Below are 22,359 nucleotides of genomic sequence, written 5' to 3'. Positions count from 1 at the left end.
CATGAACCGTGAGATCAAGCGCGTGAGCACGATCGTGCTCGGGATGTTCCTGGCCCTGCTGGTCTCGACGTCCATCCTGCAGGTGTTCCAGGCGGACACGCTGAACACGGATGCCCGCAACACCCGCGCCCTCAACGACAGCTACTCCGCGCAGCGCGGCGCCATCCTCGTCCAGGGCCAGCCCATCGCCCAGTCGGTGCCGTCGAACGACGTCTACAAGTGGCAGCGCGTCTACAGCAACGGTCCGCTCTACTCCGCCGTCACCGGCTTCTTCCCCATCAACGGGGAGCCGACCGGCCTCGAGGGCGCGCTCAACGCCAAGCTGAGCGGCTCCGCCAACTCGCAGTTCTTCGACCGGGTGAACGCCATCCTGACGGGCAAGAACCCGCAGGGCGCGGCCGTCGAGACGACGATCGACCCGGTGGCGCAGCAGGCGGCGTGGGATGCGCTGGGCGACAAGCAGGGGGCCGTGGTCCTCCTGCAGCCCAAGACCGGCAAGATCCTCGCCATGGTGTCCAAGCCCACCTACGACCCGAACGTGCTCGCCTCCCACGACGGCAAGGCGGTCGACGCGGCCTATCAGCAATTGCTCGCGGCCCCCGGGGATCCGCTGATCAACCGAACGATCGGCGGCAACCTGAACCCGCCCGGGTCCACTTTCAAGCCCGTGATGAGCGCCTCCGCCTTCGGAACCGGCCAGTACACCAAGGACAGCCAGCTCCCGAACCCCGCGTCCCTGCCGCTCCCCGGCTCCGGCACCGTCGTCAAGAACGACTCGCTCACCACCTGCGGACCCGGCGCCACCGTCTCGATCGCCACCGCGCAGATCCTCTCCTGCAACATCCCGTTCGCCGAGCTCGGCATGGAGCTGAAGCCCGAGGTGATCAAGGACCAGGCGGACAAGTTCGGATTCAACCAGTCGCTGAGCATCCCGATCCCGGTCGAGAAGAGCATCTACCCGCTCTACACCGACCCGGCGGAGCGGGCCCTCGGGTCGTTCGGGCAGATGGACGACCGCGCCACGCCGCTGCAGATGGCGATGGTGTCGGCAGCGATCGCCAACGGCGGCACGCTGATGACGCCCAACCTGGTGGACTCCATCCGGTCGGCCGATCTGCAGACCGAGGAGAGCTTCCAGCCGAAGGAGTTCTCGCGTCCGCTGACCCAGCAGAATGCGGACACCATCAAGCAGATGATGGTGGACGGCGTCGATCACGGCGTGGCGAGCAATGCAAGAATAGACGGGGTCCAGGTCGGCGGTAAGACGGGCACGGCGCAGAACGGGGAGAACGATCCCTACACGCTGTGGTTCACCGGTTTCGCGCCGGCGAACGACCCCGAGTTCGCTGTGGCTGTAGTTGTCGAAAATGGCGGTGGACAGGGTCAGAACGGCACGGGGAACTCCCTTGCCGCTCCGATCGCGAGGAAAGTACTAGAGGCGGTGCTGAATAAATGAGACCCACAGCAGGGCTCACCTTCGGGGGACGTTACGAGCTGCAGTCGCGGATCGCGATCGGCGGCATGGGCGAAGTGTGGCAGGCCACGGACCTCGTCATCGGTCGCACCGTCGCCATCAAGATCCTGAAGGACGAGTACCTCGGCGATCCCGGCTTCCTCGAGCGCTTCCGCGCGGAGGCCCGCCACGCCGCTCTCGTCAACCACGAGGGCATCGCCAACGTCTACGACTACGGCGAGGAGGACGGCAGCGCCTACCTCGTGATGGAGCTCGTCCCCGGCGAGGCCCTGTCGAGCATCCTGGAGCGGGAGCACGTCCTCAGCACCGACCGGACGCTCGACATCGTGGCGCAGACCGCCGCCGCGCTCCACGCCGCGCACGCGGCCGGCCTGGTGCACCGCGACATCAAGCCCGGCAACCTGCTGATCACCCCGGACGGCCGGGTGAAGATCACCGACTTCGGCATCGCCCGCATCGCGGACCAGGTGCCGCTGACCGCCACCGGTCAGGTCATGGGCACCGTGCAGTACCTGTCGCCCGAGCAGGCATCCGGTCACCCGGCGTCCCCGACGACGGACATCTACTCGCTCGGCATCGTCGCGTACGAGTGCCTCGCAGGCCGCCGACCGTTCACCGGTGAGTCGCAGGTGGCCATCGCGATGGCGCAGATCAACGAGGCGCCGCCGGAGCTCCCCGCCACGGTGGCGGAGCCGGTCCGCAATCTCGTCTTCGCCTGCATCGCCAAGAACCCCGCGGACCGTCCCTCCTCCGCCGCGCACCTCGCGCGCGCCGCCCAGGCTCTGCGCCGCGGTGACGTGCGTGCCGCTGCGGCCGCGGTCCCGGCCATCCTCGGAGCAGCCGCCGCGACGGATGCCGCCACCGTGCTCATGCAGCCGCCCGTGGCGCCGACCCAGGCCACGACCGTCCTGCCCGCCACCGCGGTCGCGCCGGTCGTCGAGGAGGAGACCACCGAGCCGGTCGAGGAGCGCAAGCGCAGCCGCTGGACCTGGCCGCTGATCGCCCTCATCGCCCTGCTCGCCCTCGTGCTGATCGGCACGATCATCACACTGGTCGCCCAGCCCAAGGTGGCGCCGACGTCGTCGCCGGTCGTGACACCCACCAGCCAGCCGACCACGCCGTCCCCGAAGCCGACCCCGACGAGCAACACCGTCCAGATCACCGAGAGCGACTTCCTCGGCCTGACCGCCGACCAGGCGCGCGACAAGCTCCAGCAGCTCGGGATGGTCGCCGACGTCTCGCAGGGCAACGCCGCGACGACCCAGGACCAGGCGAACAAGGTCTACTCGGTCAACCCGACCGGCCCGGTGCCGAAGGGCTCGACGATCTCGGTGAAGGTCTACGGCCCCGTCGCGCCGGTCCCGACGCCGACCGACACCGTCTCGGCCACCCCGCCCTCGGGCCAGGGGACGCCGAACTCGCAGATCACGGTGAACTTCGGTTCCGCCACCTGCCCGGCCGGGCAGAACCTGATCGGCCGACGCCTCTACGTGAACGGCCAGCCGCAGACGCCGGTCAACGACACCAAGATGGTGTGGTCGCCGAGCGCGGCCGGAACCTACCAGCTCACTTACACCATCTTCTGCGGGGAGTCCGTGGAGTCCGGCCAGTCGCCTGCACTGCCGTACGAGGTCACGTCTTCGACCTCCACGCCGGCGCCGGGTGCCGGGGGCACCGGGGGCAACGGCAACAAGTGACCCCGGCCCGGGGCCTCGGGCGGATATCCAGCCGGGCCCCGCTACACTAACCGGAGTCAGCACCCAGAAGGAGTCCGCATTGAGCCCAGATAGCCGCCTGCTCGCAGGCCGATATCAGGTGGGCGAACTCATCGGCCGGGGCGGTATGTCGGACGTGCACCGCGGCACCGACACCCGACTGGGCCGCACGGTGGCGATCAAGCTGCTGAAGCCCTCCCTCGCGACCGACCCCGCGTTCCGCACCCGTTTCCGCCAGGAGGCGCAGGCCGCGGCCCGCATGACGCACCCGACGATCGTCCGCGTCTTCGACGCCGGCGAGGAGACCGTGCGTGAGCCGAACGGTCACGAGGCCCAGCTCCCGTTCATCGTCATGGAGTTCGTCGACGGCGTCCTTCTGAAAGACCTCATCAAGAAGGGCCCGCTCGAGCTCTCGGAGGCCGTCCGCATCACGGAGGGCATCCTCACCGCGCTGGAGTACTCGCACCGCGCCGGCGTCGTGCACCGCGACATCAAGCCGGGCAACGTCATGATCACCAAGTCCGGCCAGGTGAAGGTCATGGACTTCGGCATCGCCCGCGCCATCAGCGACTCATCGGCGACCGTCGCGCAGACCACCGCCGTGCTCGGCACGGCCAGCTACTTCTCGCCCGAGCAGGCGAAGGGCGAGTCCGTCGACGCCCGCACCGACCTCTACTCCACGGGCGTCGTGCTCTTCGAGATGCTCACGGGACGTCCGCCCTTCCGCGGCGACACCCCGGTCGCCGTCGCCTACCAGCACGTGAGCGAGACCGCGGTCGCGCCGAGCACCGTCAATCCCAAGATCTCCCCCGCGATGGATGTCGTGGTCGCCCGCGCCCTCACCAAGGACCGCTTCGAGCGCTACCAGACCGTCGCGGAGTTCCGCGCCGACCTGGAGGAGGCGGCCGCGGGCCGCGTCCCGAAGCGCAAGCACGAGGACGAGCTCGCCGAGACGCTGTTCGGCGCGCCGCCGAGCTCGGTGTCCGGCCCGGAGGCGGCCTTCCGGCAGCTGGCCGAGGACCAGACGATGACGCGCACGCAGCGCCGCCCACCGGTCATCTGGATCTGGGCCGGCATCGCCATCATGGCGGTGGTCATCGTGGCCGTCCTCGCCTGGGTGCTCCGGCTCGCGCCGAGCACGACGATGCCGGAGACGTCGCGCAAGGTGCCCAACCTGTCGGGGCAGACCCTCGACAAGGCCTCGGCTGAGCTCGAGAACATGAAGCTCAAGTGGGTGCAGACGAGCGAGTCGAGCCCGACCTACTCGCAGGGCGAGGTCATCCGCACCGACCCCGGTGCGGGGATCGTCGTCGCGACCGGTGACACCATCACCGTCTACGTCTCCACCGGCAAGAAGACCGTGTCGGTTCCGGACGTGCACAACATGACGGTGGATGCGGCGACGCAGGCACTGCAACAGGCCGGGCTCACCGTCGGTCCGACGACGTCGGAGAACTCACCCACGGTGCCGGCCAACGTCGTGATCTCCACGGATCCCGCGGCCAACGCGTCAGCGCACGAAGGCGACGCCATCGGCCTGCACGTATCGAGCGGCAAGGTGACGCTCACCGACCTCACCGGGCAGACAATCCAGGCCGCCACCGGCATCCTGTCTCAGCTCGGTCTGACCGCCAACCCGAAGCCGGACCCCACGTGCCCGCAGGACAAGGGCGCGACGATGGTGCACACGCAGTCGGTCGCCCCGGGGGATGTGCCACAGGGCACGACCGTCGATCTGACCTACTGCTCGGGCTGATCCGACGCCTTTTCGACGCCGCCGCGTTGATCAGCGCTCTCGTCAGCGAGTGGCGATCGCACTAATCGTGGACGCCGAGCTTGTCACGTATGTCGTCTTGAGTAACGGGCTGTTCGCTATCCACGCGTTTCCCGCCGTCGGAACCTCATCGCTCAGGGCCAGAGGCACGAAGCCGCGCGACGTCGCAGTCACGGTGCTGTATATGCCTAGACCCTTCACACCATTGCGAGTCTCATACACGTACAACGATCGCCCCAGGGGGTCGTAAGCCAGTCCGGCCTTGCCGAGTGGGATCGTCGGGAAGGGACGCGTGACGACGTTCGTCGCTCCATTGATCACATAGATACCGCCGCACCACGTCATATACAGCGTGCTCGTCCACGGTGAGGCAACGATCGCGGTCTGGCCGCTACCTGGCAACACATCACATCCCGGGAGGCCCGGAACTTGCAGCCTGTTGATGATCCTCAGGGATCCGTCGACAACGAAGATGACGCCCGCCACACTTACGTACGCGTGCCCGTTGGCAATATTGAACGCGATCGTGGGTACCGCGTCGATGGGCGAGTCATTCGCCACAACCGGCAGGGCGGCTCGCCCATGAACGCCTGTGGTCAGATCGAGCCGATCTATTGCGTTGCTCGACCTTGGGTCATACCCCTCGATCCCCCAAAGCACGTTCCTGACCGGATCGAGGGCAAAGCCCGTCCACATAGTGCTGATGTCGTGCCACCCCTCTGCAGCGGCCTCGGGCTCCGATGCTGGTGCCGCGACGGTGTAGCGATGTGAGACGGTGTTCGTCCGCATGTTGACAGTTACGACGTACGATCCTGAGAGCCCTGAGTATGTGGGGTTCGTGTTGATCCAGGTATCAGTGACCAACGCGATCACCGTCCGGGTGAGAGAGTTGACCGTCAGCGCGATCACTCGTGACGGCGCATGCGGCGCAGGTCGCTCTCCATCTGGAGGAACGTTCGAGGCAGCATCAAAGCTCTCGCCCACGCGAATGTATGTGCGTAAGCCACCCGACGGACCGAGTACTGCAATCATTGCGCCGGCCGCGCCGTCCTGTTGGCCAACGTACAACGTACCGGTGAGGGGGTCCGCCGCAATCGCTTGCGGACGTGAATGCGTGTTCGCCAGGCTGATTGTCGTGACCGAGTAGCGGGCACCAGCTGCCGCCGGTCCGGTCGCGGCGAAGATCAAGGCGGCCGTCGCGAGAACAGTGAGTGGTAGAGCGAACAGCTTCTTCACGGTCTGACTCCGTCCGATGGTGTCAGCTATGAACTGTCCTCCAACAAATGAGGATATGTCAAGTAATCGTCGCGCCTTCGGTGACGGAAGGCGCGAGAACGAGCACCGAGAAAGCTTTCCCTCCGGCGATGGCTGGTGGGGACTTGCGGCGCCGTCAGCCCAGCTTGACCAACGGGTTGAGCGAGCGGGCCGCCTCGGCTGCGCCCGCCAGTCCGGACGCCTCCAGCCAGTTGCCCAGCATCCGGTAGCCGCCCTCGGTGAGCACCGACTCCGGGTGGAACTGCACCCCGTAGATCGGTGCATCCCGGTGCTGAAGCGCCATGATCACGCCGCCCTCGGTGCGTGCGGTGATCTGCAGCTCCTCGGGCAGAGTGCCGTCGACGACAGCCAGCGAGTGGTAGCGCGTGGCCGTGAAGGGCTGCGGAACGCCGTCGAAGAGGATCGTGTCGTCGTGGGTGACCTTCGAGGTCTTGCCGTGCATCAGCTCTTCGGCGTTGGTGACCACCCCGCCGAACGCCTCGGCGATCGCCTGGTGGCCGAGGCACACGCCGAGCAGCGGCTGGCCGGTGGTCAGCACCTGCTCGACGACGGGGACGGACACGCCCGCGTCGGCCGGTTTTCCCGGGCCCGGAGAGAGCAGGACGGCGTCGTACTCGGCGAGCTTCCCCGCCAGCTGGTCGGCGCTGACATCGTCGTTGCGCACGACATCGGTCTCGGCGCCGAGTTCGCGCAGGTAGCCGTTCAGCGTGTAGACGAAGCTGTCGTAGTTGTCGATGACGAGTACGCGAGTCACGGCCCCACGGTACCTTCCTGCGGACCGAGGAGCGAATCCACCCAGGGGAACACCCAGGTCACCAGGGTGAACAGGAGCACGGCCGCCAGCACGAGCAGGATGAGCAACCGCACCCACCACGGGCCGGGCAGAACTCTCCACAGGGCTCCGTACATCGTCAGCCTGCCTGTCCGACCGCGGCGGCGATCTCACTCGGAACGTCCTGCGGCGGCGCGAACGTCTGGTACACGCTGTACGCGATCAGCCGCTCTCCAGCATGGAAGGGCGGGTTGCACGTCGTGATGGTCATGAACCGCTCCACCGGGGTCGCGGCCGGCTGGCGCGGCACGGGCAGCAGCACGCCGACCGCAGTCGGCTGCACGTACTCGAAGTTCCGGAAGGTGTACGTGTACCAGCCGTCCTGAGTCTGTACGTAGATGCGGTCTCCGATGCGCAGCTTCGAGAGGTCGATGAAGGTGTTGCCCCATCCCGAGTCGTGCCCGGCGACGGCGAAGTTGCCGACCTGACCGGGCATCTGAGTGTCCACATAGTGGCCCACTCCCGCCGTGTAGCTGTTCAGCACACGCTCGGTGTCGACGGTCTGCCGGATGACCCGCTTCCAGTCCGGGCCGAGCCGAGGGATGTAGAGGACGGCGAAGGGCTGGTAGGGAGCAGGCGCGGCCATCACAGGAGGATCGACCTGGGCCGCTTCAGGGTCGGGTGCCGGTTTGGGCGCCTTGATGGCGTCGTCCACCCACTTCTGGCTCTGCTGGGCGGCGGCGCTGGTCTGCTGACCGGCCAGCACGAGGTTGTTCCACCAGATCTGCCAGCCGAGGAAGAGAAGGACGAGCACGCCCGCCGTGATCAGCAGCTCGCCGATGACACCGACCACCGTTGGGCGCCGTGCAGGGCGGCGTCCCCGACGACGGTCGCGGGTGTCGGGCGGGGTCATGTGTCACATTCTAGAGACGGTCTCTGTGAAACGACACGGGCCCTGCACCCACTCGGCCCCTGTTCGGGGGCCTCAGAAAGCTCCGGGGCTTCCCCGCTACACTGTGGTGCTATGGCCCGCAGCAAGTCGAAGACGAAACCTGAGCGACCCGCCCGCGCCGAGCGCACTGCAGCGGCGTCCGGAGAAGAGGCGCCGAACCCGGTGTGGTTCAAGCCGCTCATGTTCGGCTTCATGCTGCTCGGACTGATCTGGATCATCGTCTTCTACGTGAGCCAGAACCAGTACCCCATCCCGGCCCTCGGCGCCTGGAACATCCTCGTCGGCTTCGGGATCGCGTTCATCGGCTTCCTGATGACCACCCGCTGGCGCTAGCGCGTCTCGCACTCCCTCTTCGACCCGGGTCGGCTTTCAGCCGGCCCGGGTCGTGTGTTTTCCACACTTCTCCACAGGCTGCCTGTGAGTAGTCGACGCTCGTTCCCGCGTGCTTTCCCCAGTGTTAATAAGCCTGTGGAGAGTTACAGCCGTGTAATTACCCACAGTGTTAATAAGCCTGTGGATAACTTATCCACGCGTTGTGGGAACTACAGGATCAGACGAAGAAGTGGATGAGGCTGATCGCCACGAAGATCAGGCACAGCAGAACGAGCAGCGGAAGCTGCCAGCGGCGGCGCTGCGGCTTGCGGGTCTCAACGTAGATCAGCCCGACGAGGAAGCCGCCGACGAGCCCGCCGACGTGCGCCTGCCAGGCGATGTTGAACCCGGGCAGGAAGCCGATCCCCAGGTTGATGGCGAGCAGCACGAGCATCTGGGTCGCGTTGCCGCCCAGCCGTCTCTGGATGATGAAGAACGCCCCGAACAGGCCGAAGATCGCGCCGGATGCGCCGAGCACCGGCTGCACCGGAGAGGCGAGCAGCAGCACGCCGAGCGAACCCGCGAAGCCGCTGATCAGGAACAGCGCCAGATAGCGGGCCCGTCCGAGCAACGGCTCCAGGGCCATCCCGAACACGAGCAGCGTGTACATGTTCAGCGCGATGTGGATGATGTTGGCGTGCGCGAACACGCTGGTGAGCATCCGCCACGGCTCGAAGGCCACCCCGAACGTGCCGCTCGGGTAGGAGTAGGCGCCCGCGTACACGATGGCGCTGTTGACGGGGAGGTTGAGCAGCTGCCCGAGCGTCTGGACGATGAAAACGAGAACGCACACGGCGATGATCGCGTACGTCACGACGGGCGCGCCCGACCCGGTCAACCGCGTGAGCCACGCCGGCTTGGTGCGCGGATGCGTCGCGCGCTGCTGCGCCATGCACTCCGGGCACACCACACCCACGGCGGCCGGAGTCTGGCACTCGCCGCAGATCGTGCGGCCGCAGCGCTGGCAGAGCACGTAGCTCTGCCGGTCAGGATGCCGGTAGCAGTAGCTCGCGCGGGCGTCGACGGGCTGAGTCATGTGTGCTGCTCGCCCGCCCTCTCTCAGACCTGCTCGACGTCGATCGACTCGATGACCACGTCGTCCAGCGGCCGGTCGCGCGCATCCGTCGGCACCTCGGCGAGCTTGTCGACGATCTTGCGCGACGCGTCGTCCGCGACCTCGCCGAAGATGGTGTGCTTGCCCTGCAGCCAGGTGGTCGGCGCAACAGTGATGAAGAACTGCGAGCCGTTGGTGCCGCGGCCGCCCTGGATGCCGGCGTTCGCCATGGCCAGGATGTACGGCTGGGTGAAGTCGAGCTCCGGGTTGATCTCGTCGTCGAACTGGTAGCCCGGTCCGCCGACGCCCTGGCCGAGCGGGTCGCCGCCCTGGATCATGAAGCCGGGGATGATGCGGTGGAAGACCACACCGTCGTAGAGAGGAGCGGTCGACTTCTCGCCCGTGGCGGGGTGCGTCCACTCGATCTCGCCCGTCGCCAGCCCGACGAAGTTGCGAACCGTCTTCGGCGCGTGGTTGCCGAAGAGGTTGACCTTGATGTCTCCGTAGTTAGTGTGGAGCGTGGCGACAGCGGTGTGCTTAGACATGGCACCAATTCTTGCACAGGGCGTACAGACGACTTGGGCGGCCTGAGGACCTCTCGGGCCATCCTCAGCCCTTTCGGTGGCAAGATGGAGTCAGTCGCCACCCCGACTCGACGGAGGAACAGATGAGCCTGACACGGAAGCGCAAGAAGGAGCTCAAGCGACTGCGCAGCGGAGCCGAGGACCTGTGGACTCAGCAGCAGGAGGTGCTGGCGAACGCCAACGCCCTCGCGGCCGAGGCTCGCAAGCAGGCGGCTTACTACACCCGCGAAGAGATCGCGCCGCGCGTCCGTGGGGGGTACGACCAGTACGTGCGCCCCGCCGCCGACACCGCGAAGGCCACCGCGGGCCGCTACGTGGGCCAGGCGCGCGAGCGCGTCGTGACTGACGTCATCCCCGCGGTCGGCACTGCCGTCGGCACCGCGCTCTCGGTCGTCGACCACGCACGCGCCGCCCGCTCCGCCGCCTTCGCCGGCGAGTTCAAGAAGGCCGGCAAGGAGCTGACCAAGAAGACCAAAGCGGCCACGCAGAACTCTGGTCCGGGGGCGGGAAGCGTCATCGCCATCGGTCTGGGGATCATCGCGGCCGTCGGTCTGCTCTATGCGGTCTGGCAGACGTTCCGCGCCGACGACGAGCTGTGGGTCGCCGACGAGGAGCCTGCTGCTCCGGCGAGCGGCACCACTCAGCAGTAACGACCCCCGGGTCTTTTCGGGGGTTTCCCCGATGGTGAGGATGCGCGCCCGCTGACACGCTGGAGAGCATGAACAGTCTCTTCCGGCCCCGCGATGGCCGCATCCTCGCCGGCGTGTGCGCCGGTCTCGCTCTCCGTTTCGGCCTGCGGCCGTGGACCGTGCGTCTGATCTTCCTGCTGTCGTGCCTGCTGCCCGGTCCGCAGTTCATCGCCTACCTGGTGGCGTGGATCGTTATCCCGAGCGAAGGCAGGACGGCGACCGTCTAGGCCGTGGCGCCGCCCGCGCCGTCGTCGAGTCCGGCGAGGGCCAGGGCGATGTCGACCAGCTCGACGTGGCGCTTCGGGATGCCCGCCAGCGGGAACCACGCGGCCTCGTCCGTGGTGCCGTCCAGCTCGTTCGTCAGCTCCCCGCCGACTACGGTCGCGCGGTACACGATACGGAGCGCGTGAAGGGGGCCGGCCTCCGGGACGAACCGGTGCTCGGCCGGGATCACTTTGGAGTCGATCCCGAGCAGCGCGCCGACTTCCGCGACGTAGCCGGTCTCCTCCGCGATCTCGCGCACGACAGCGTCCGCCGGATCCTCACCCGGGTCGATGCCGCCGCCCGGGAGCGTCCATCCGGACCGGCCGCTCTCGTTCCAGTGGGCGAGAAGGATGCGGTCACCCAGCGTGATCACACCGTAGGCGGCGACGCGGATATCCATCGCCACACTCTACTTCCGTTGTCGGTGGTGAGGGGCAGACTAGGGGTGATGCCCGAACTGCCGGAAGTCACTGCCCTCGCCGCCGACCTCGATGGCCGGCTGAAGGGTCGCGTCATCGACCGCCTGTCGATCGTCGCCTTCTCGGCGCTGAAGACGTTCGACCCACCGGCCGACGCGCTCCATGGTCTGACCATCGCCGGCGTCAGCCGCCACGGCAAGTTCCTCGACATCGCGGCGGGCGAGCTCCATGTCGTGGTGCACCTGGCACGGGCCGGCTGGATCCGCTGGCGCGACGCTCCGCCCCCTCCCCCGAACGGACGCCTGGGCAAGGGCCCGCTCGCCGCGCGGCTGGTTCTCGACGACGGCTCCGGTCTCGACATCACCGAGGCCGGCACCAAGAAGAGCCTCGCGATCTACGTCGTCCGTGACCCCGCCGAGGTGCCGGGCATCCAGCGACTCGGACCGGACCCGCTCGATCCGTCGTTCACCGAGGAGGCGTTCGCCGCCATCCTCGCGGCCCAGGGCCGGGCGCAGATCAAGGGCGTCCTGAGAAACCAGTCGCTCATCGCCGGGATCGGCAACGCCTACTCCGACGAGATCCTGCACGTGGCCAAGATGTCGCCGTACAAGCCGGCCAACATGGCAGCCGACGACGTCGCTCGCCTGTACGAGGCGATGCAGTCGACGCTCCGGGATGCGCTGACTCGCGCCGACGGCCTCGCAGCTTCCGAACTGAAGAGCGAGAAGAAGTCCAACCTGCGGGTGCACGGCCGCACCGGTCAGCCGTGCCCGGTCTGCGGCGACACCATCCGCCAGGTCATCTTCCACGACTCCACCTTCCAGTACTGCCCCACCTGCCAGACCGGCGGCAAGCCCTTGGCCGACCGCGTGCTGTCGCGCCTGCTCAAGTAGGTCAGCAGGCGCAGTCGATCCCGCGCGGCGCGGTGAGGGGGTCGACCGACGCAGTGATGCGGCCCGCCTCGTCCTCGGTCGGCAGCCCTTCCCGCGCCCAGTACTCGTATCCGCCGATCATCTCGCGCACCTCGTAACCGAGCCGGCTGAACGCGAGCGCCGCCCGAGTGGACCCGTTGCATCCCGGTCCCCAGCAGTAGACGACGACCGGCATATCCATGGGGATGAGAGCCGGGGCACGTTCCGGGATCTCGGCCGTCGGCAGGTGGATGGCGCCGCCCACGTGTCCCTGTGCCCATGCGGTGACGGAACGGCTGTCGACGAGCACGAACCGATCACCGCGCTCCAGGGCGGCATGGACGTCGGACGAGTCCGTCTCGAAACGGAGCTTCGCGGAGAAGTGCTGGGTGGCTTCGGAGATCGTCAGTGTCATGGCTTCGAGACTAGGAAATCGGACCGCGCTGCTGAAGAGACCATCGACGGCATCCGGCGCATTCCGCCGTCGATCTCATGGCAGAATCGCGCCATGACCGTCACATCCCCGTTCGTCGCCGATAGCACCGACCGCACCATCCTCGCGGAGCTGCAGCGGGACGGGCGTCAGTCCATCGCCGAGCTGGCGCGCACCGTCCACATGTCGAACAGCGCGGTGGCGGAGAGGGTCCGACGTCTGGAGGAGGTCGGCGTGATCACGGGATACCGCGCGGTGGTGGATCCTGAGCGCCTCGGCTACGGCATCCTCGCCTACCTGCGGCTCCGCTACCCGAGCAGCCAGTACAAGCCGCTGCACGACCTGCTGGCGGAACTGCCCGAAGTGGTGGAGGCGCACCACGTGACCGGGGACGACTGCTTCATCTTGAAAGTGGTGGCGACATCCATGCGCCACCTGGAGCAGCTCAGTGGCCGAGTGGGGACGCTCGGAAGCGTGACCACGAGCGTGTCGTACTCGAGCCCGTTCCCGACACGGACGATCGTCCCGCCGAACGAGTGAGCCGGCCGCGTCGAGCCGCGGCCGATGCGATAAGTGTGGAGCCTAGGAGATTCGAACTCCTGACATCCTGCTTGCAAAGCAGGCGCTCTACCAACTGAGCTAAGGCCCCGCGAGAGGTGATGGTGGGGATACGAGGACTTGAACCTCGGACCTCTTCGTTATCAGCGAAGCGCTCTAACCGCCTGAGCTATATCCCCGAATGGGCAGATACGAGACTACCCGATCGGTCCTGGCATTGCGAAATCGGTCAGTTGTTGGTGAAGCCGACCAGCAGGCCGCCCGTGATCTTCACGGACAGGTTGTACAGCAGGGCGAAGACGGCTCCGAGGGCGGTGACCACGACGATGTCCAGGATGGCGACGATGAGCGAGAAGCCCATCACCTGACCCAGCCCGAGGATGGAGCGCAGGTCGCTCCCGCCGGCGCCCGAGATGTCCTTGAACAGGCTGTTGATCTGGTCGAAGATCCCGGTGCGGTCGAGGACCGTCCACACCAGGAACGTACCGACGATGGCGATGATCGCCAGGCAGATGCCCGCGAGGAACGACAGCTTCACGGTCGACCAGAAGTCGATGTAGACCAGCTTGAGCCGCACCTGCTTGGCGGATGCGGGTCGGCGGGTCGACTTCTTGGCGAGCTTGTCGGCGACGCTACTGCTCATCTACGGTTTCTTCCTTCCCGACCGCCTCGGTCTCCTCCGCGAGAGTGGAGTCGACGAGGTCGCGTTCGGTGTTCTTCGCCAGAGCGATGATCTTGTCGGACTCGGCGAAACGTGCAAAGACGACACCCATGGTGTCACGGCCCTTGGCGGGTACCTCGGCCACGGCAGAGCGTACCACCTTGCCGCTGGCAAGAACCACAAGGACCTCGTCGTCCTCGCCGACGATGAGAGCGCCCACGAGATCGCCGCGGTCGTCGCTCAGCTTGGCCACCTTGATGCCCAGACCACCGCGACCCTGGAGCCGGTACTGGTCCGCGGACGTCCGCTTGGCGTACCCGCCCTCGGTGACCACGAAGACGTAGCCCTCGTCCGAGACGACCGATGCATCGAGCAGGCTGTCCTCGCCGCGGAAGTGCATCCCGATCACACCGGAGGTCGAACGTCCCATCGGACGCAGAGCCTCGTCGGACGCGGTGAAGCGGATGGACATGCCCTTGCGCGAGACCAGCAGGAGGTCGGAGTCCTCCTCGACCAGCAGTGCGGAGACGAGCTCGTCGCCCTCCCGCAGCTTGATCGCGATGATGCCACCGGTGCGGTTGGTGTCGTACTCCGACAGCGCGGTCTTCTTGATCAGGCCCTCGCGGGTGGCGAGCACCAGGTACTTGGCCGCCTCGTAGTCGCGGATGTCGAGGATCTCGGCGATCTGCTCATCCGGCTGCAAAGCGAGAAGGTTGGCGACGTGCTGGCCCTTGGCGTCGCGGCCGGCCTCCTGCACCTCGTACGCCTTGGCCCGGTACACGCGCCCCTGGTTGGTGAAGAACAGCAGCCAGTGGTGCGTGGTGGTGACGAAGAAGTGGTCGACCACGTCCTCGCCGCGCAGCTGTGCGCCCTTCACGCCCTTGCCGCCGCGGTGCTGGCTGCGGTAGTTGTCGCTGCGCGTGCGCTTGATGTAGCCGCCGCGGGTGACGGTGACCACCATCTCCTCTTCGGGGATGAGGTCCTCGACGCTCATGTCGCCGTCGTAGCCGAACATGATCTCGGTGCGGCGGTCGTCGCCGAACCGGTCGACGATCTCGGTGAGCTCCTCGCCGACGATCGAGCGCTGACGGGCCGGGTCGTCGAGGATGGCGTGGTACTCCGCGATCTGCTTCTCGATCGCGTCCGCCTCCTCCATGATCTTCTGGCGTTCGAGGGCGGCGAGGCGACGCAGCTGCATGGCCAGGATCGCGTCCGCCTGCACGTCGTCGACCTCGAGCAGGCCCTTCAGGCCGTCGCGGGCGTCGTCGACCGTTGCCGACCGACGGATGAGCGCGATGACCTCGTCGAGGGCGTCCAGCGCCTTGAGGTATCCGCGCAGGATGTGCGCCCGCTCCTCCGCCTTGCGGAGACGGAAGCGGGTGCGCCGCACGATGACGTCGATCTGGTGGTCGACCCACGCGACGATGAAGCCGTCGAGCGAGAGCGTGCGCGGCACGTTGTCGACGATCGCCAGCATGTTGGCGCCGAAGTTCTCCTGCAGCTGCGTGTGCTTGTACAGGTTGTTGAGAACGACCTTGGCCACGGCGTCGCGCTTCAGCACGATGACCAGTCGCTGACCGGTGCGGCCGGAGGTCTCGTCGCGGATGTCCGCGATGCCGCCGATACGGCCTTCCTTGACCAGGTCGGCGATCTTGATCGCCAGGTTGTCCGGGTTGACCTGGTACGGGAGCTCGGTGACCACGAGGCAGACCCGGCCCTGGATCTCCTCGATGTTCACGACGGCGCGCATGGTGATCGAGCCGCGGCCCGTGCGGTACGCGTCGTGGATGCCCTTGACACCCAGGATCTGCGCACCGGTCGGGAAGTCCGGTCCCTTGATCCGCTTGATGAGCTCTTCGAGCAGCTCCTCGCGCGGCGCGTCCGGGTTCTCCAGGTACCACAGCGCGCCGGCCGCGACCTCGCGCAGGTTGTGCGGCGGGATGTTCGTGGCCATGCCGACCGCGATTCCCACCGAGCCGTTGACCAGCAGATTCGGGAACCGGCTGGGCAGGACGGCGGGCTCCTGGGTGCGACCGTCGTAGTTGTCCTGGAAGTCGACGGTCTCCTCGTCGATGTCGCGGACCATCTCCAGCGCGAGCGGCGCCATCTTCGTCTCGGTGTACCGGGGGGCGGCAGCGCCGTCGTTTCCGGGCGATCCGAAGTTGCCCTGGCCGAGCGCGAGCGGGTAGCGCAGGCTCCACGGCTGGACGAGGCGGACGAGCGCGTCGTAGATCGCCGAGTCGCCGTGCGGGTGGAACTGTCCCATCACGTCGCCGACGACGCGGGCGCACTTCGAGAACGCCTTGTCGGGACGGTATCCGCCGTCGAACATCGCGTAGATGACGCGACGGTGCACCGGCTTCAGGCCGTCGCGCACCTCGGGCAGGGCGCGCCCGATGATGACCGACATGGCGTAGTCGAGGTACGACCTCTGCATCTCCGACTGGAGGTCGACCTGGTCGATCCTTCCGTGGATGCCGAAACCGGCCCCGTCGCCCGACACGTTCTCTTCGTCCGTCACAGTCTTCTCTTCCTCTTCGGTTCCCTCACGTCATCGGCGCCGGAGCGTCAGATGTCGAGGAACCGGACGTCCTTGGCGTTCTTCTGGATGAACGAGCGTCGTGATTCGACGTCCTCGCCCATCAGGGTGGCGAAGATCTCGTCGGCCGCGGCCGCGTCGTCGAGCGTGACCTGGAGCAGCGTGCGCGTCTCCGGGTTCATCGTGGTCTCCCACAGCTCCTGGTAGTCCATCTCGCCGAGACCCTTGTAGCGCTGAACGCCGTTGTCCTTCGGGATGCGCTTGCCGGCGGCCAGTCCCTCGGCCAGGAAGGCGTCGCGCTCGCGGTCCGAGTAGACGTACTCGTGCTCGGCGTTCGACCACTTGAGGCGGTAGAGCGGCGGCTGCGCCAGGTAGACGTAGCCGAGCTCGATCATCGGCCGCATGTAGCGGAACAGCAGCGTGAGCAGCAGTGTGGTGATGTGCTGACCGTCGACATCGGCATCCGCCATCAGCACGATCTTGTGATAGCGCGCCTTCTCGGGGTCGAAGTCCTCGCCGATGCCGGCGCCGAACGCCGTGATCATCGCCTGGACCTCGTTGTTGCCGAGCGCGCGGTCGAGCCGCGCCTTCTCGACGTTGAGGATCTTGCCGCGGAGCGGGAGGATCGCCTGCGTCTCCGGGTTGCGGCCCTGCACGGCTGAACCGCCGGCCGAGTCGCCCTCCACGATGAAGATCTCGGAGATCGTCGGGTCCTTGGACTGGCAGTCCTTGAGCTTGCCCGGCATCCCGCCGCTCTCGAGCAGTCCCTTGCGGCGAGCGGTCTCGCGGGCCTTGCGGGCGGCGAGTCGCGCGGTCGCGGCCTGCAGCGCCTTGCGGATGATGTCCTTGGCCTGGTTCGGGTTGCGGTCGAACCAGTCGCCGAGCTGGTCGCCGACCACCTTCTGCACGAAGGCCTTGGCCTCCGTGTTGCCCAGCTTGGTCTTGGTCTGCCCCTCGAACTGCGGCTCGGAGAGCTTCACGGAGATGACCGCGGTCAGGCCCTCGCGCACGTCGTCGCCGGAGAGGTTGTCATCCCGGTCCTTCAGGATGCCCTTCTCACGCGCATAGCGGTTGACCAGCGTGGTCAGCGCCGCGCGGAAGCCCTCCTCGTGCGTGCCGCCCTCGTGGGTGTTGATCGTGTTCGCGTAGGTGAACACGCTCTCGTTGTAGCTCGTGGTCCACTGCATGGCGACCTCGAGGGCGATCTTTCGCTCGGTGTCCTCCGACTCGAACGAGATGATCTCGTCGTGGACGACCTCAACCTTCTTCGCGGAGTTGAGGTACTGCACGTAGTCCATGAGTCCGCGCTCGTATAGGAAGACCTCGTGGCGCGGGGTGTGCTCCTCGTCGACCTCTCCCTCGACCGGCTCGATCTCGGGGGCGCGCTCGTCGGTGATCGCGATCCGGAGCCCCTTGTTGAGGAACGCCATCTGCTGGAATCGGGTGCGCAGCGTGTCGTAGTCGAACTCGATCGTCTCGAACGTGTCCGGGCTCGGCCAGAAGGTGATGATCGTTCCGGTGCGCTCCGACGCCTCGCCCTGCTCGAGCGGCGCCTGCGGGACACCGTTGCGGTAGCTCTGCCGCCAGACGTACCCCTGCCGGTGCACCTCGACGTCGAGCCGGCTGGACAGCGCGTTCACGACCGAGCTGCCGACGCCGTGCAGTCCGCCGGACACTGCGTATCCGCCGCCGCCGAACTTGCCTCCGGCGTGCAGGATCGTCAGGACCACCTCGACCGTGGACTTCTTCTCCACCGGATGCTCGTCGACGGGGATGCCGCGACCGTTGTCGTCGACGCGCACGGCACCATCGGCGAGGATGGTCACCTCGATGTTGTCGGCGTGGCCCGCGAGGGCCTCGTCGACCGAGTTGTCGACGATCTCGTAGACCAGGTGGTGAAGACCGCGGGGACCGGTGGAACCGATGTACATCCCAGGTCGCTTGCGGACGGCTTCGAGACCCTCGAGGACCTGGATCTCATTAGCGCCGTATTCGTGTTCCGTCCCGGCCGCGTTCGGTTCCATCGTCATATGAAATTAGGCTCCTGACCGCACTCAACAGTGACTCTCCATTCTACCAAGAGCGCGCGGTGGAAATGCCGGAAAACGGCCGTCTGAGCCATTTTCTTCGGACTGGCGACCTCTTTTGTGCTCTCAGCCGTAAGTATCGCGCGGACCGCGCCCTGGAATGGACCTGGGGCCTCTTTTCCAGGAGGGGGCGTCCGGCCCCTGAAAACGGATCGACGCGATGCCCGCCTCGGGGAACCGTTCCGCGATGTGCGCGAGGAGTTCGGAGCGCATCATCCGCAGCTGCGTCGCCCACGCCGTGGACTCGCAGCGGACGACCAGCACGCCGTCCACGATCTGGTCCGGGACGGCGTGCTTCGCCGTCTCCTCACCGGCCAGTTCGCGCCACCTCTCGAGGAGGTCGGACTGGGCGAGAGCCGAGGTCCAGCCCAGCTGCGCGGCCAGCGCATCCACCACGTCCCCGACGCCGTGAGGGTCGCGGCCGGAACCGAACGGCGTGCTCGTCCCGGGGCTCTGCTCGTCGCGCGCAGCGCGCTTACGGCGCGCCGGCGTCCCGGTGAAGAGCGACTTCAGCCGGAGGTAGACGGCGGATGCTTCGCTGACCCGCTCAGACACCGGTCGCCTCCACGATCGCGCCCGCCTCTATACGGACGGTGTGGGCCGTGAGCTCGTCGGGCACGTCGTCGAAGACGGCCGCCGTGATGAGCACCTGCTCGTAACCTGCCACGGCGGTTGCAAGCATCCGGCGCCGGGCCTGGTCCAGTTCGGCGAAGACGTCGTCGAGGATGAGCACCGGGTCACCGGTGGTGGACTCGCGGCGCAGGAGCTCGGCGGAGGCCAGCTTCAGGGCGAGCGCGAACGACCACGACTCCCCGTGGCTGGCGTATCCCTTGGCCGGAAGCCCGTTCAGCTCGAAGAGGACGTCGTCGCGATGCGGGCCGACGAGCGTCAGACCGCGGTCGAGCTCCTTGCGACGTCCGGCGGCCAGTGCCCGCCGGAAGGCCTCGGGGGTGGTGACACCAGCTGACCCGGTCACATCGTCGGGGGCGGAATCGTCGTCGTCCTCGACGTGGGCACCGTGGATGGTGAGCTGAGGGACCAGACGCGGGTGGTGGTCGTCGCCGGCCACCGACCGATAGGCCGCGACGAGCGGATCGCTCAGCCGCCCGACCAGCTCGAGCCGCGCATCCATCAGCTCGGAGCCCAGCTGCACCAGGCGATCGTCCCAGATGTCGAGAGTGCCGAGCTGGTCCTCTCTGACGCGGGACGCGCGCGCGGATTTCAGCAGGGTGTTGCGCTGCTTGAGCACCCGCTCGTAGTCCGCGATGACCGCCGAGAACCGGGGGTTGCGCTGGATCAGCAGCTGGTCGAGGAATCGACGGCGGATCCCCGGCTCCCCGCGCACGAGCGCCAGGTCCTCCGGGGCGAAGAGGACGCTCGAGAAGTACCGCGGGAGTTCGCGCGGCTTGATCGCCGCCCGGTTCACCTGCGCGCGGTTCGCGCTGCCCCGGTTGAGCTGCACCTCGACGAGGAGCTCACGGCCGTCATGCTGGATGCGGGCCCGCACGATCGCGGCGTCCGCATCCTTCCGGATCATCGCCTGGTCGCTCGACACCCGGTGCGACCCGAGGGTGCTCAGGTAGCCGAGCGACTCGACGAGGTTGGTCTTCCCCTGACCGTTGCGGCCGACGAAAAGGTTCGCGCCGGCCGCGAACGGCACCTCCGCGGTGCGGTAGTTGCGGAAGTCGGTCAGGGAGAGGTGTGTGACACGCACAGAGTGACGGGTCTCAGTCCACGGCCTTCACAGCGTGGCCGCCGAACTGGTTGCGCAGCGCGGCGACGGCCTTCATGGCGGGCGAGTCCTCCTGGCGGGAGACGAAGCGCGCGAAGATCGACGCGCTGATCGTCGGCACGGGGACGGCGTTGTTCAGCGCCTCCTCGACCGTCCAGCGGCCCTCGCCCGAATCCTGCACGTAGCCCTCGATGTGCTCGAACTCCGGGTCCTGCTCCAGCGCCCGGACCAGCAGGTCGAGCAGCCACGAACGGACGACGGTCCCCCGCTGCCACGCCTTGAAGGTGCCGGTGACGTCCTTGATGATGTCCTTGCGCGTGTCCAGCAGCTCGTAGCCCTCGGCGTACGCCTGCATCAGCGCGTACTCGATGCCGTTGTGCACCATCTTCGCGTAGTGGCCGGCGCCGACCTCGCCGACGTGGACGAAGCCCTCGTCGCGCGGACCCTCCGGCCGGAGGGCGTCGAAGACGGGCATCACGCGCTCGACCTGGTCGGCCGAGCCGCCGACCATGAGGCCGTAGCCGTTCTCCAGACCCCAGATGCCGCCGGAGACGCCGACATCCATGAAGTCGACACCGCGTGGCGCGAGCAGCTCCGAGTGCTTGAAGTCCTCGGTGAACTTCGAGTTCCCGCCGTCGATGACGAGGTCGCCCTTCTCGAGCAGCGGCTCGAGCTCGCGGATCACCGAGTCGGTGATCTCGCCGGCGGGCACCATGACCCAGACGGTGCGCGGCGCGGGCAGCGCGGCCACCAGGTCGGCGACGGTCGCCACGTCCGACACGTCCGGGTTCGTGTCGTAACCCGTGACGTCGATGCCGTTCTTCTCGAGCCGGGCACGCATGTTGTTGCCCATGCGTCCGAGGCCGATGAGGCCGATGTGCATGATTGTCCTTCTTCTTTCGCTTCGACGGCGCCGGGTCTAGCGCAGGAGCAGGTTCGGCTGGAGCAGATACTTGTAGGAATCCGCGCCGGCCTGATCCTTCGACGTCTGGCTCGTGATGAGCACGGGCCCCGGCTTGTTGGGGTTCTCGGTCTTGGTGAACGAGATGCGCACGAATTCCGAGTGCACCGCACCGAGACCATCGAGCAGGAACTGCGGCTTCAATGAAACCACCGTCTCCTGGCCAGTGAGAAGAGCGTCGATGCTCTCGGATGCCTGCGCCTGCTCGGAACCGATCGCTTCCAGCGTCAGCCCGTCGGCGGTGAAGGTGTAGCGGAGCGCGGCCTCGCGCTCCAGCACGAGGGCGACGCGTCGCGTCGCCTCGATGAGCTCTGCGGTGTTGATCACCGCGTAGTTGTCGACCTGCTCGGGGAACAGCCGGCGGACCGGCGGGAAGTTGCCCTTGATCAGCAGCGACGTCACGGTCTTCCGGTCGGCGGTGAAGGCGATCAGCTCACGGTCGTCGCGGTTCGTGATGGAGATGGACACGTTGCCGCTGTGGCCGAAGGTCTTGCCGATCTCGGTGAGCGTGCGTGCGGGCACCAGCGCGGTGACCGGTTCGCCCGAGGTGGTGCCGTTGTCCCAGTCGATCTCACGGACGGCCACGCGGTAGCGGTCCGTCGCGACGAGGCCGAGCGTGTTGTCGCCCACCTCGAGCTGGACACCGGTGATGACCGGCGTGACGTCGTCACGGGATGCGGCGACGCCGACCTGCGCGACGGCCTGAGCGAACTCCTCGGCCGGCACCAGACCGGCCTCGCCGCCCACCTGCGGGATGCTCGGGTATTCCTCGACGGGCATGGAGAGCAGGGTGAAGTTCGCGGATCCGGCCCGGACGACGATCTTCGACTCCTCCGTCGAGAAGCGCACCGGCGCGTTGGGGAGCTTCGACGCGATCTCCGCGAGGAGACGGCCGGACACGAGGACGCGTCCCGGCTCCTCGACCTCCGCGGCGATCTCCGTCTGGGCCGAGACTTCGTAGTCGAACGACGACAGCTGCAGCCCGTTGTCCGTGGTCTCGATCAGCACGCCGCTCAGGATGGGCAGGGTCGTCCGCTGCGGAAGAAGCTTCACCGCGAAGGAGACGGCCTCGCTGAACACATCCCGATTGGCTTGGAACTTCACGAAGTCACCTCTGACGGCTTGACGGATAA

The 22,359-nt window shown here is 67.2% G+C and carries 23 protein-coding genes and 2 tRNA genes; 8 read left to right on the top strand and 17 right to left on the bottom strand.

What is annotated here, in order from left to right; all coding sequences use genetic code 11:
• Window position 1: 1 nt before the first annotated feature.
• From J2W45_RS13445 to pknB, 3 genes are all read left to right on the top strand, one after another.
• Complete coding sequence (locus tag J2W45_RS13445) at window positions 2–1,456, top strand: peptidoglycan D,D-transpeptidase FtsI family protein (RefSeq protein ID WP_310132715.1); 1,455 nt, start codon at window positions 2–4, stop codon at window positions 1,454–1,456.
• Window positions 1,453–3,171 (top strand): serine/threonine-protein kinase, encoded by a 1,719-nt coding sequence (locus J2W45_RS13440; protein WP_310132714.1) that lies wholly within the window; start codon window positions 1,453–1,455, stop codon window positions 3,169–3,171. Before J2W45_RS13445 ends, J2W45_RS13440 begins: the two co-directional genes overlap by 4 nt.
• A 79-nt stretch (window positions 3,172–3,250) precedes the next feature.
• Window positions 3,251–4,945: a Stk1 family PASTA domain-containing Ser/Thr kinase gene (gene pknB, locus J2W45_RS13435; RefSeq protein ID WP_310132711.1), complete on the top strand. Its 1,695-nt coding sequence runs from the start codon at window positions 3,251–3,253 to the stop codon at window positions 4,943–4,945.
• 42 nt (window positions 4,946–4,987) lie between these two features.
• On the opposite strand, the gene J2W45_RS13430 is transcribed toward pknB, so the two are convergent.
• From J2W45_RS13430 to J2W45_RS13415, 4 genes are all read right to left on the bottom strand, one after another.
• Complete coding sequence (locus J2W45_RS13430) at window positions 4,988–6,199, bottom strand: YncE family protein (protein ID WP_310132707.1); 1,212 nt, start codon at window positions 6,197–6,199, stop codon at window positions 4,988–4,990.
• A 154-nt stretch (window positions 6,200–6,353) separates the two neighbouring features.
• Window positions 6,354–6,992 carry an anthranilate synthase component II gene (locus tag J2W45_RS13425; RefSeq protein ID WP_310132706.1) on the bottom strand — a complete coding sequence of 213 codons (639 nt, stop codon included), beginning with the start codon at window positions 6,990–6,992 and terminating at the stop codon, window positions 6,354–6,356.
• The gene (locus J2W45_RS13420; RefSeq protein WP_310132704.1) at window positions 6,989–7,147 is read right to left on the bottom strand and encodes a hypothetical protein; all 159 of its coding nucleotides are present in this window, start codon (window positions 7,145–7,147) and stop codon (window positions 6,989–6,991) included. Before J2W45_RS13420 ends, J2W45_RS13425 begins: the two co-directional genes overlap by 4 nt.
• Window positions 7,148–7,149: 2 nt before the next feature.
• On the bottom strand, window positions 7,150–7,923 hold the full coding sequence (locus tag J2W45_RS13415; protein ID WP_310132702.1) for a class E sortase: 774 nt from the start codon (window positions 7,921–7,923) through the stop codon (window positions 7,150–7,152).
• A gap of 111 nt (window positions 7,924–8,034) precedes the next feature.
• Between J2W45_RS13415 and J2W45_RS13410 the strand changes: the two genes are divergently transcribed.
• On the top strand, window positions 8,035–8,295 hold the full coding sequence (locus tag J2W45_RS13410) for a cell division protein CrgA (protein WP_064110473.1): 261 nt from the start codon (window positions 8,035–8,037) through the stop codon (window positions 8,293–8,295).
• 217 nt (window positions 8,296–8,512) lie between these two features.
• Here J2W45_RS13410 and J2W45_RS13405 read toward each other — a convergent pair whose 3' ends face one another.
• Complete coding sequence (locus J2W45_RS13405) at window positions 8,513–9,370, bottom strand: rhomboid family intramembrane serine protease (protein WP_310132700.1); 858 nt, start codon at window positions 9,368–9,370, stop codon at window positions 8,513–8,515.
• Window positions 9,371–9,393: 23 nt separating this feature from the next.
• Window positions 9,394–9,933, bottom strand: coding sequence for a peptidylprolyl isomerase (locus tag J2W45_RS13400; RefSeq protein ID WP_310132698.1), 540 nt, complete (start codon window positions 9,931–9,933; stop codon window positions 9,394–9,396).
• A gap of 122 nt (window positions 9,934–10,055) precedes the next feature.
• On the opposite strand from J2W45_RS13400, the gene J2W45_RS13395 reads away from it, so the two are divergent.
• Together J2W45_RS13395 and J2W45_RS13390 are read left to right on the top strand one after the other, a co-directional pair.
• Entirely contained in the window at window positions 10,056–10,622 is a 567-nt protein-coding gene (locus tag J2W45_RS13395; RefSeq protein WP_310132696.1) for a hypothetical protein, read from the top strand.
• Between the two features lie 68 nt (window positions 10,623–10,690).
• Window positions 10,691–10,888: a PspC domain-containing protein gene (locus J2W45_RS13390; protein WP_310132695.1), complete on the top strand. Its 198-nt coding sequence runs from the start codon at window positions 10,691–10,693 to the stop codon at window positions 10,886–10,888.
• Here J2W45_RS13390 and J2W45_RS13385 read toward each other — a convergent pair.
• Window positions 10,885–11,325, bottom strand: a complete 441-nt coding sequence (locus J2W45_RS13385) for an NUDIX hydrolase (protein WP_310132693.1) — start codon at window positions 11,323–11,325, stop codon at window positions 10,885–10,887. The genes J2W45_RS13390 and J2W45_RS13385 overlap by 4 nt on opposite strands.
• Window positions 11,326–11,373: 48 nt before the next feature.
• Here J2W45_RS13385 and J2W45_RS13380 point away from each other — a divergent pair, with 48 nt between their 5' ends.
• Window positions 11,374–12,237 carry an Fpg/Nei family DNA glycosylase gene (locus tag J2W45_RS13380; protein ID WP_310132692.1) on the top strand — a complete coding sequence of 288 codons (864 nt, stop codon included), beginning with the start codon at window positions 11,374–11,376 and terminating at the stop codon, window positions 12,235–12,237.
• A 1-nt stretch (window position 12,238) separates the two neighbouring features.
• On the opposite strand, the gene J2W45_RS13375 is transcribed toward J2W45_RS13380, so the two are convergent.
• Window positions 12,239–12,670: a rhodanese-like domain-containing protein gene (locus J2W45_RS13375; protein WP_310132691.1), complete on the bottom strand. Its 432-nt coding sequence runs from the start codon at window positions 12,668–12,670 to the stop codon at window positions 12,239–12,241.
• 93 nt (window positions 12,671–12,763) lie between these two features.
• Between J2W45_RS13375 and J2W45_RS13370 the strand changes: the two genes are divergently transcribed.
• Entirely contained in the window at window positions 12,764–13,228 is a 465-nt protein-coding gene (locus tag J2W45_RS13370; RefSeq protein WP_310132688.1) for an Lrp/AsnC family transcriptional regulator, read from the top strand.
• A 36-nt stretch (window positions 13,229–13,264) separates the two neighbouring features.
• On the opposite strand, the gene J2W45_RS13365 is transcribed toward J2W45_RS13370, so the two are convergent.
• The 9 genes from J2W45_RS13365 to dnaN all read right to left on the bottom strand — a co-directional run bounded on the left by J2W45_RS13365 (window position 13,265) and on the right by dnaN (window position 22,330).
• A tRNA-Ala gene (locus J2W45_RS13365) sits at window positions 13,265–13,337 on the bottom strand.
• An 11-nt stretch (window positions 13,338–13,348) separates the two neighbouring features.
• Window positions 13,349–13,425, bottom strand: a tRNA-Ile gene (locus J2W45_RS13360).
• A 50-nt stretch (window positions 13,426–13,475) separates the two neighbouring features.
• Complete coding sequence (locus J2W45_RS13355) at window positions 13,476–13,889, bottom strand: DUF3566 domain-containing protein (RefSeq protein WP_310132685.1); 414 nt, start codon at window positions 13,887–13,889, stop codon at window positions 13,476–13,478.
• Entirely contained in the window at window positions 13,879–16,428 is a 2,550-nt protein-coding gene (gene gyrA / locus J2W45_RS13350) for a DNA gyrase subunit A (protein ID WP_310132683.1), read from the bottom strand. The genes J2W45_RS13355 and gyrA overlap by 11 nt, the downstream gene beginning before the upstream one ends.
• Window positions 16,429–16,475: 47 nt before the next feature.
• A complete protein-coding gene (gene gyrB, locus J2W45_RS13345; RefSeq protein WP_310132680.1) occupies window positions 16,476–18,476 on the bottom strand; it encodes a DNA topoisomerase (ATP-hydrolyzing) subunit B in 2,001 nt (666 codons plus the stop codon).
• 123 nt (window positions 18,477–18,599) lie between these two features.
• Window positions 18,600–19,088, bottom strand: coding sequence for a DciA family protein (locus J2W45_RS13340; protein WP_310132678.1), 489 nt, complete (start codon window positions 19,086–19,088; stop codon window positions 18,600–18,602).
• Window positions 19,081–20,247, bottom strand: a complete 1,167-nt coding sequence (gene recF, locus J2W45_RS13335) for a DNA replication/repair protein RecF (protein WP_310132676.1) — start codon at window positions 20,245–20,247, stop codon at window positions 19,081–19,083. Before recF ends, J2W45_RS13340 begins: the two co-directional genes overlap by 8 nt.
• Window positions 20,248–20,260: 13 nt before the next feature.
• Window positions 20,261–21,148, bottom strand: a complete 888-nt coding sequence (gnd, locus tag J2W45_RS13330) for a phosphogluconate dehydrogenase (NAD(+)-dependent, decarboxylating) (RefSeq protein WP_310132675.1) — start codon at window positions 21,146–21,148, stop codon at window positions 20,261–20,263.
• A 36-nt stretch (window positions 21,149–21,184) separates the two neighbouring features.
• Window positions 21,185–22,330 carry a DNA polymerase III subunit beta gene (gene dnaN, locus J2W45_RS13325; protein WP_310132672.1) on the bottom strand — a complete coding sequence of 382 codons (1,146 nt, stop codon included), beginning with the start codon at window positions 22,328–22,330 and terminating at the stop codon, window positions 21,185–21,187.
• Between the last annotated feature and the right edge of the window lie 29 nt (window positions 22,331–22,359).

The sequence above is a fragment of the Leifsonia shinshuensis genome (genome assembly GCF_031456835.1).
Classification (GTDB): Bacteria; Actinomycetota; Actinomycetes; order Actinomycetales; family Microbacteriaceae; genus Leifsonia; species Leifsonia shinshuensis_C.
The sequence above is the reverse complement of the archived record's forward strand: the minus strand, read 5'-3'. Positions and strand labels throughout refer to the sequence as shown.

What these genes read in the sequence shown, in the direction of transcription:
- J2W45_RS13415 (WP_310132702.1), bottom strand. Translation starts at nt 7,923, where the DNA reads ATGACCCCGCCCGACACCCGCGACCGTCGTCGGGGACGCCGCCCTGCA.
- J2W45_RS13355 (WP_310132685.1), bottom strand. Translation starts at nt 13,889, where the DNA reads ATGAGCAGTAGCGTCGCCGACAAGCTCGCCAAGAAGTCGACCCGCCGA.
- J2W45_RS13445 (WP_310132715.1), top strand. Translation starts at nt 2, where the DNA reads ATGAACCGTGAGATCAAGCGCGTGAGCACGATCGTGCTCGGGATGTTC.
- J2W45_RS13400 (WP_310132698.1), bottom strand. Translation starts at nt 9,933, where the DNA reads ATGTCTAAGCACACCGCTGTCGCCACGCTCCACACTAACTACGGAGAC.
- gnd (WP_310132675.1), bottom strand. Translation starts at nt 21,148, where the DNA reads ATGCACATCGGCCTCATCGGCCTCGGACGCATGGGCAACAACATGCGT.
- J2W45_RS13420 (WP_310132704.1), bottom strand. Translation starts at nt 7,147, where the DNA reads ATGTACGGAGCCCTGTGGAGAGTTCTGCCCGGCCCGTGGTGGGTGCGG.
- gyrB (WP_310132680.1), bottom strand. Translation starts at nt 18,476, where the DNA reads ATGACGATGGAACCGAACGCGGCCGGGACGGAACACGAATACGGCGCT.
- J2W45_RS13410 (WP_064110473.1), top strand. Translation starts at nt 8,035, where the DNA reads ATGGCCCGCAGCAAGTCGAAGACGAAACCTGAGCGACCCGCCCGCGCC.
- J2W45_RS13380 (WP_310132692.1), top strand. Translation starts at nt 11,374, where the DNA reads ATGCCCGAACTGCCGGAAGTCACTGCCCTCGCCGCCGACCTCGATGGC.
- J2W45_RS13370 (WP_310132688.1), top strand. Translation starts at nt 12,764, where the DNA reads ATGACCGTCACATCCCCGTTCGTCGCCGATAGCACCGACCGCACCATC.
- J2W45_RS13395 (WP_310132696.1), top strand. Translation starts at nt 10,056, where the DNA reads ATGAGCCTGACACGGAAGCGCAAGAAGGAGCTCAAGCGACTGCGCAGC.
- J2W45_RS13385 (WP_310132693.1), bottom strand. Translation starts at nt 11,325, where the DNA reads ATGGATATCCGCGTCGCCGCCTACGGTGTGATCACGCTGGGTGACCGC.
- J2W45_RS13390 (WP_310132695.1), top strand. Translation starts at nt 10,691, where the DNA reads ATGAACAGTCTCTTCCGGCCCCGCGATGGCCGCATCCTCGCCGGCGTG.
- J2W45_RS13405 (WP_310132700.1), bottom strand. Translation starts at nt 9,370, where the DNA reads ATGACTCAGCCCGTCGACGCCCGCGCGAGCTACTGCTACCGGCATCCT.
- J2W45_RS13375 (WP_310132691.1), bottom strand. Translation starts at nt 12,670, where the DNA reads ATGACACTGACGATCTCCGAAGCCACCCAGCACTTCTCCGCGAAGCTC.
- J2W45_RS13440 (WP_310132714.1), top strand. Translation starts at nt 1,453, where the DNA reads ATGAGACCCACAGCAGGGCTCACCTTCGGGGGACGTTACGAGCTGCAG.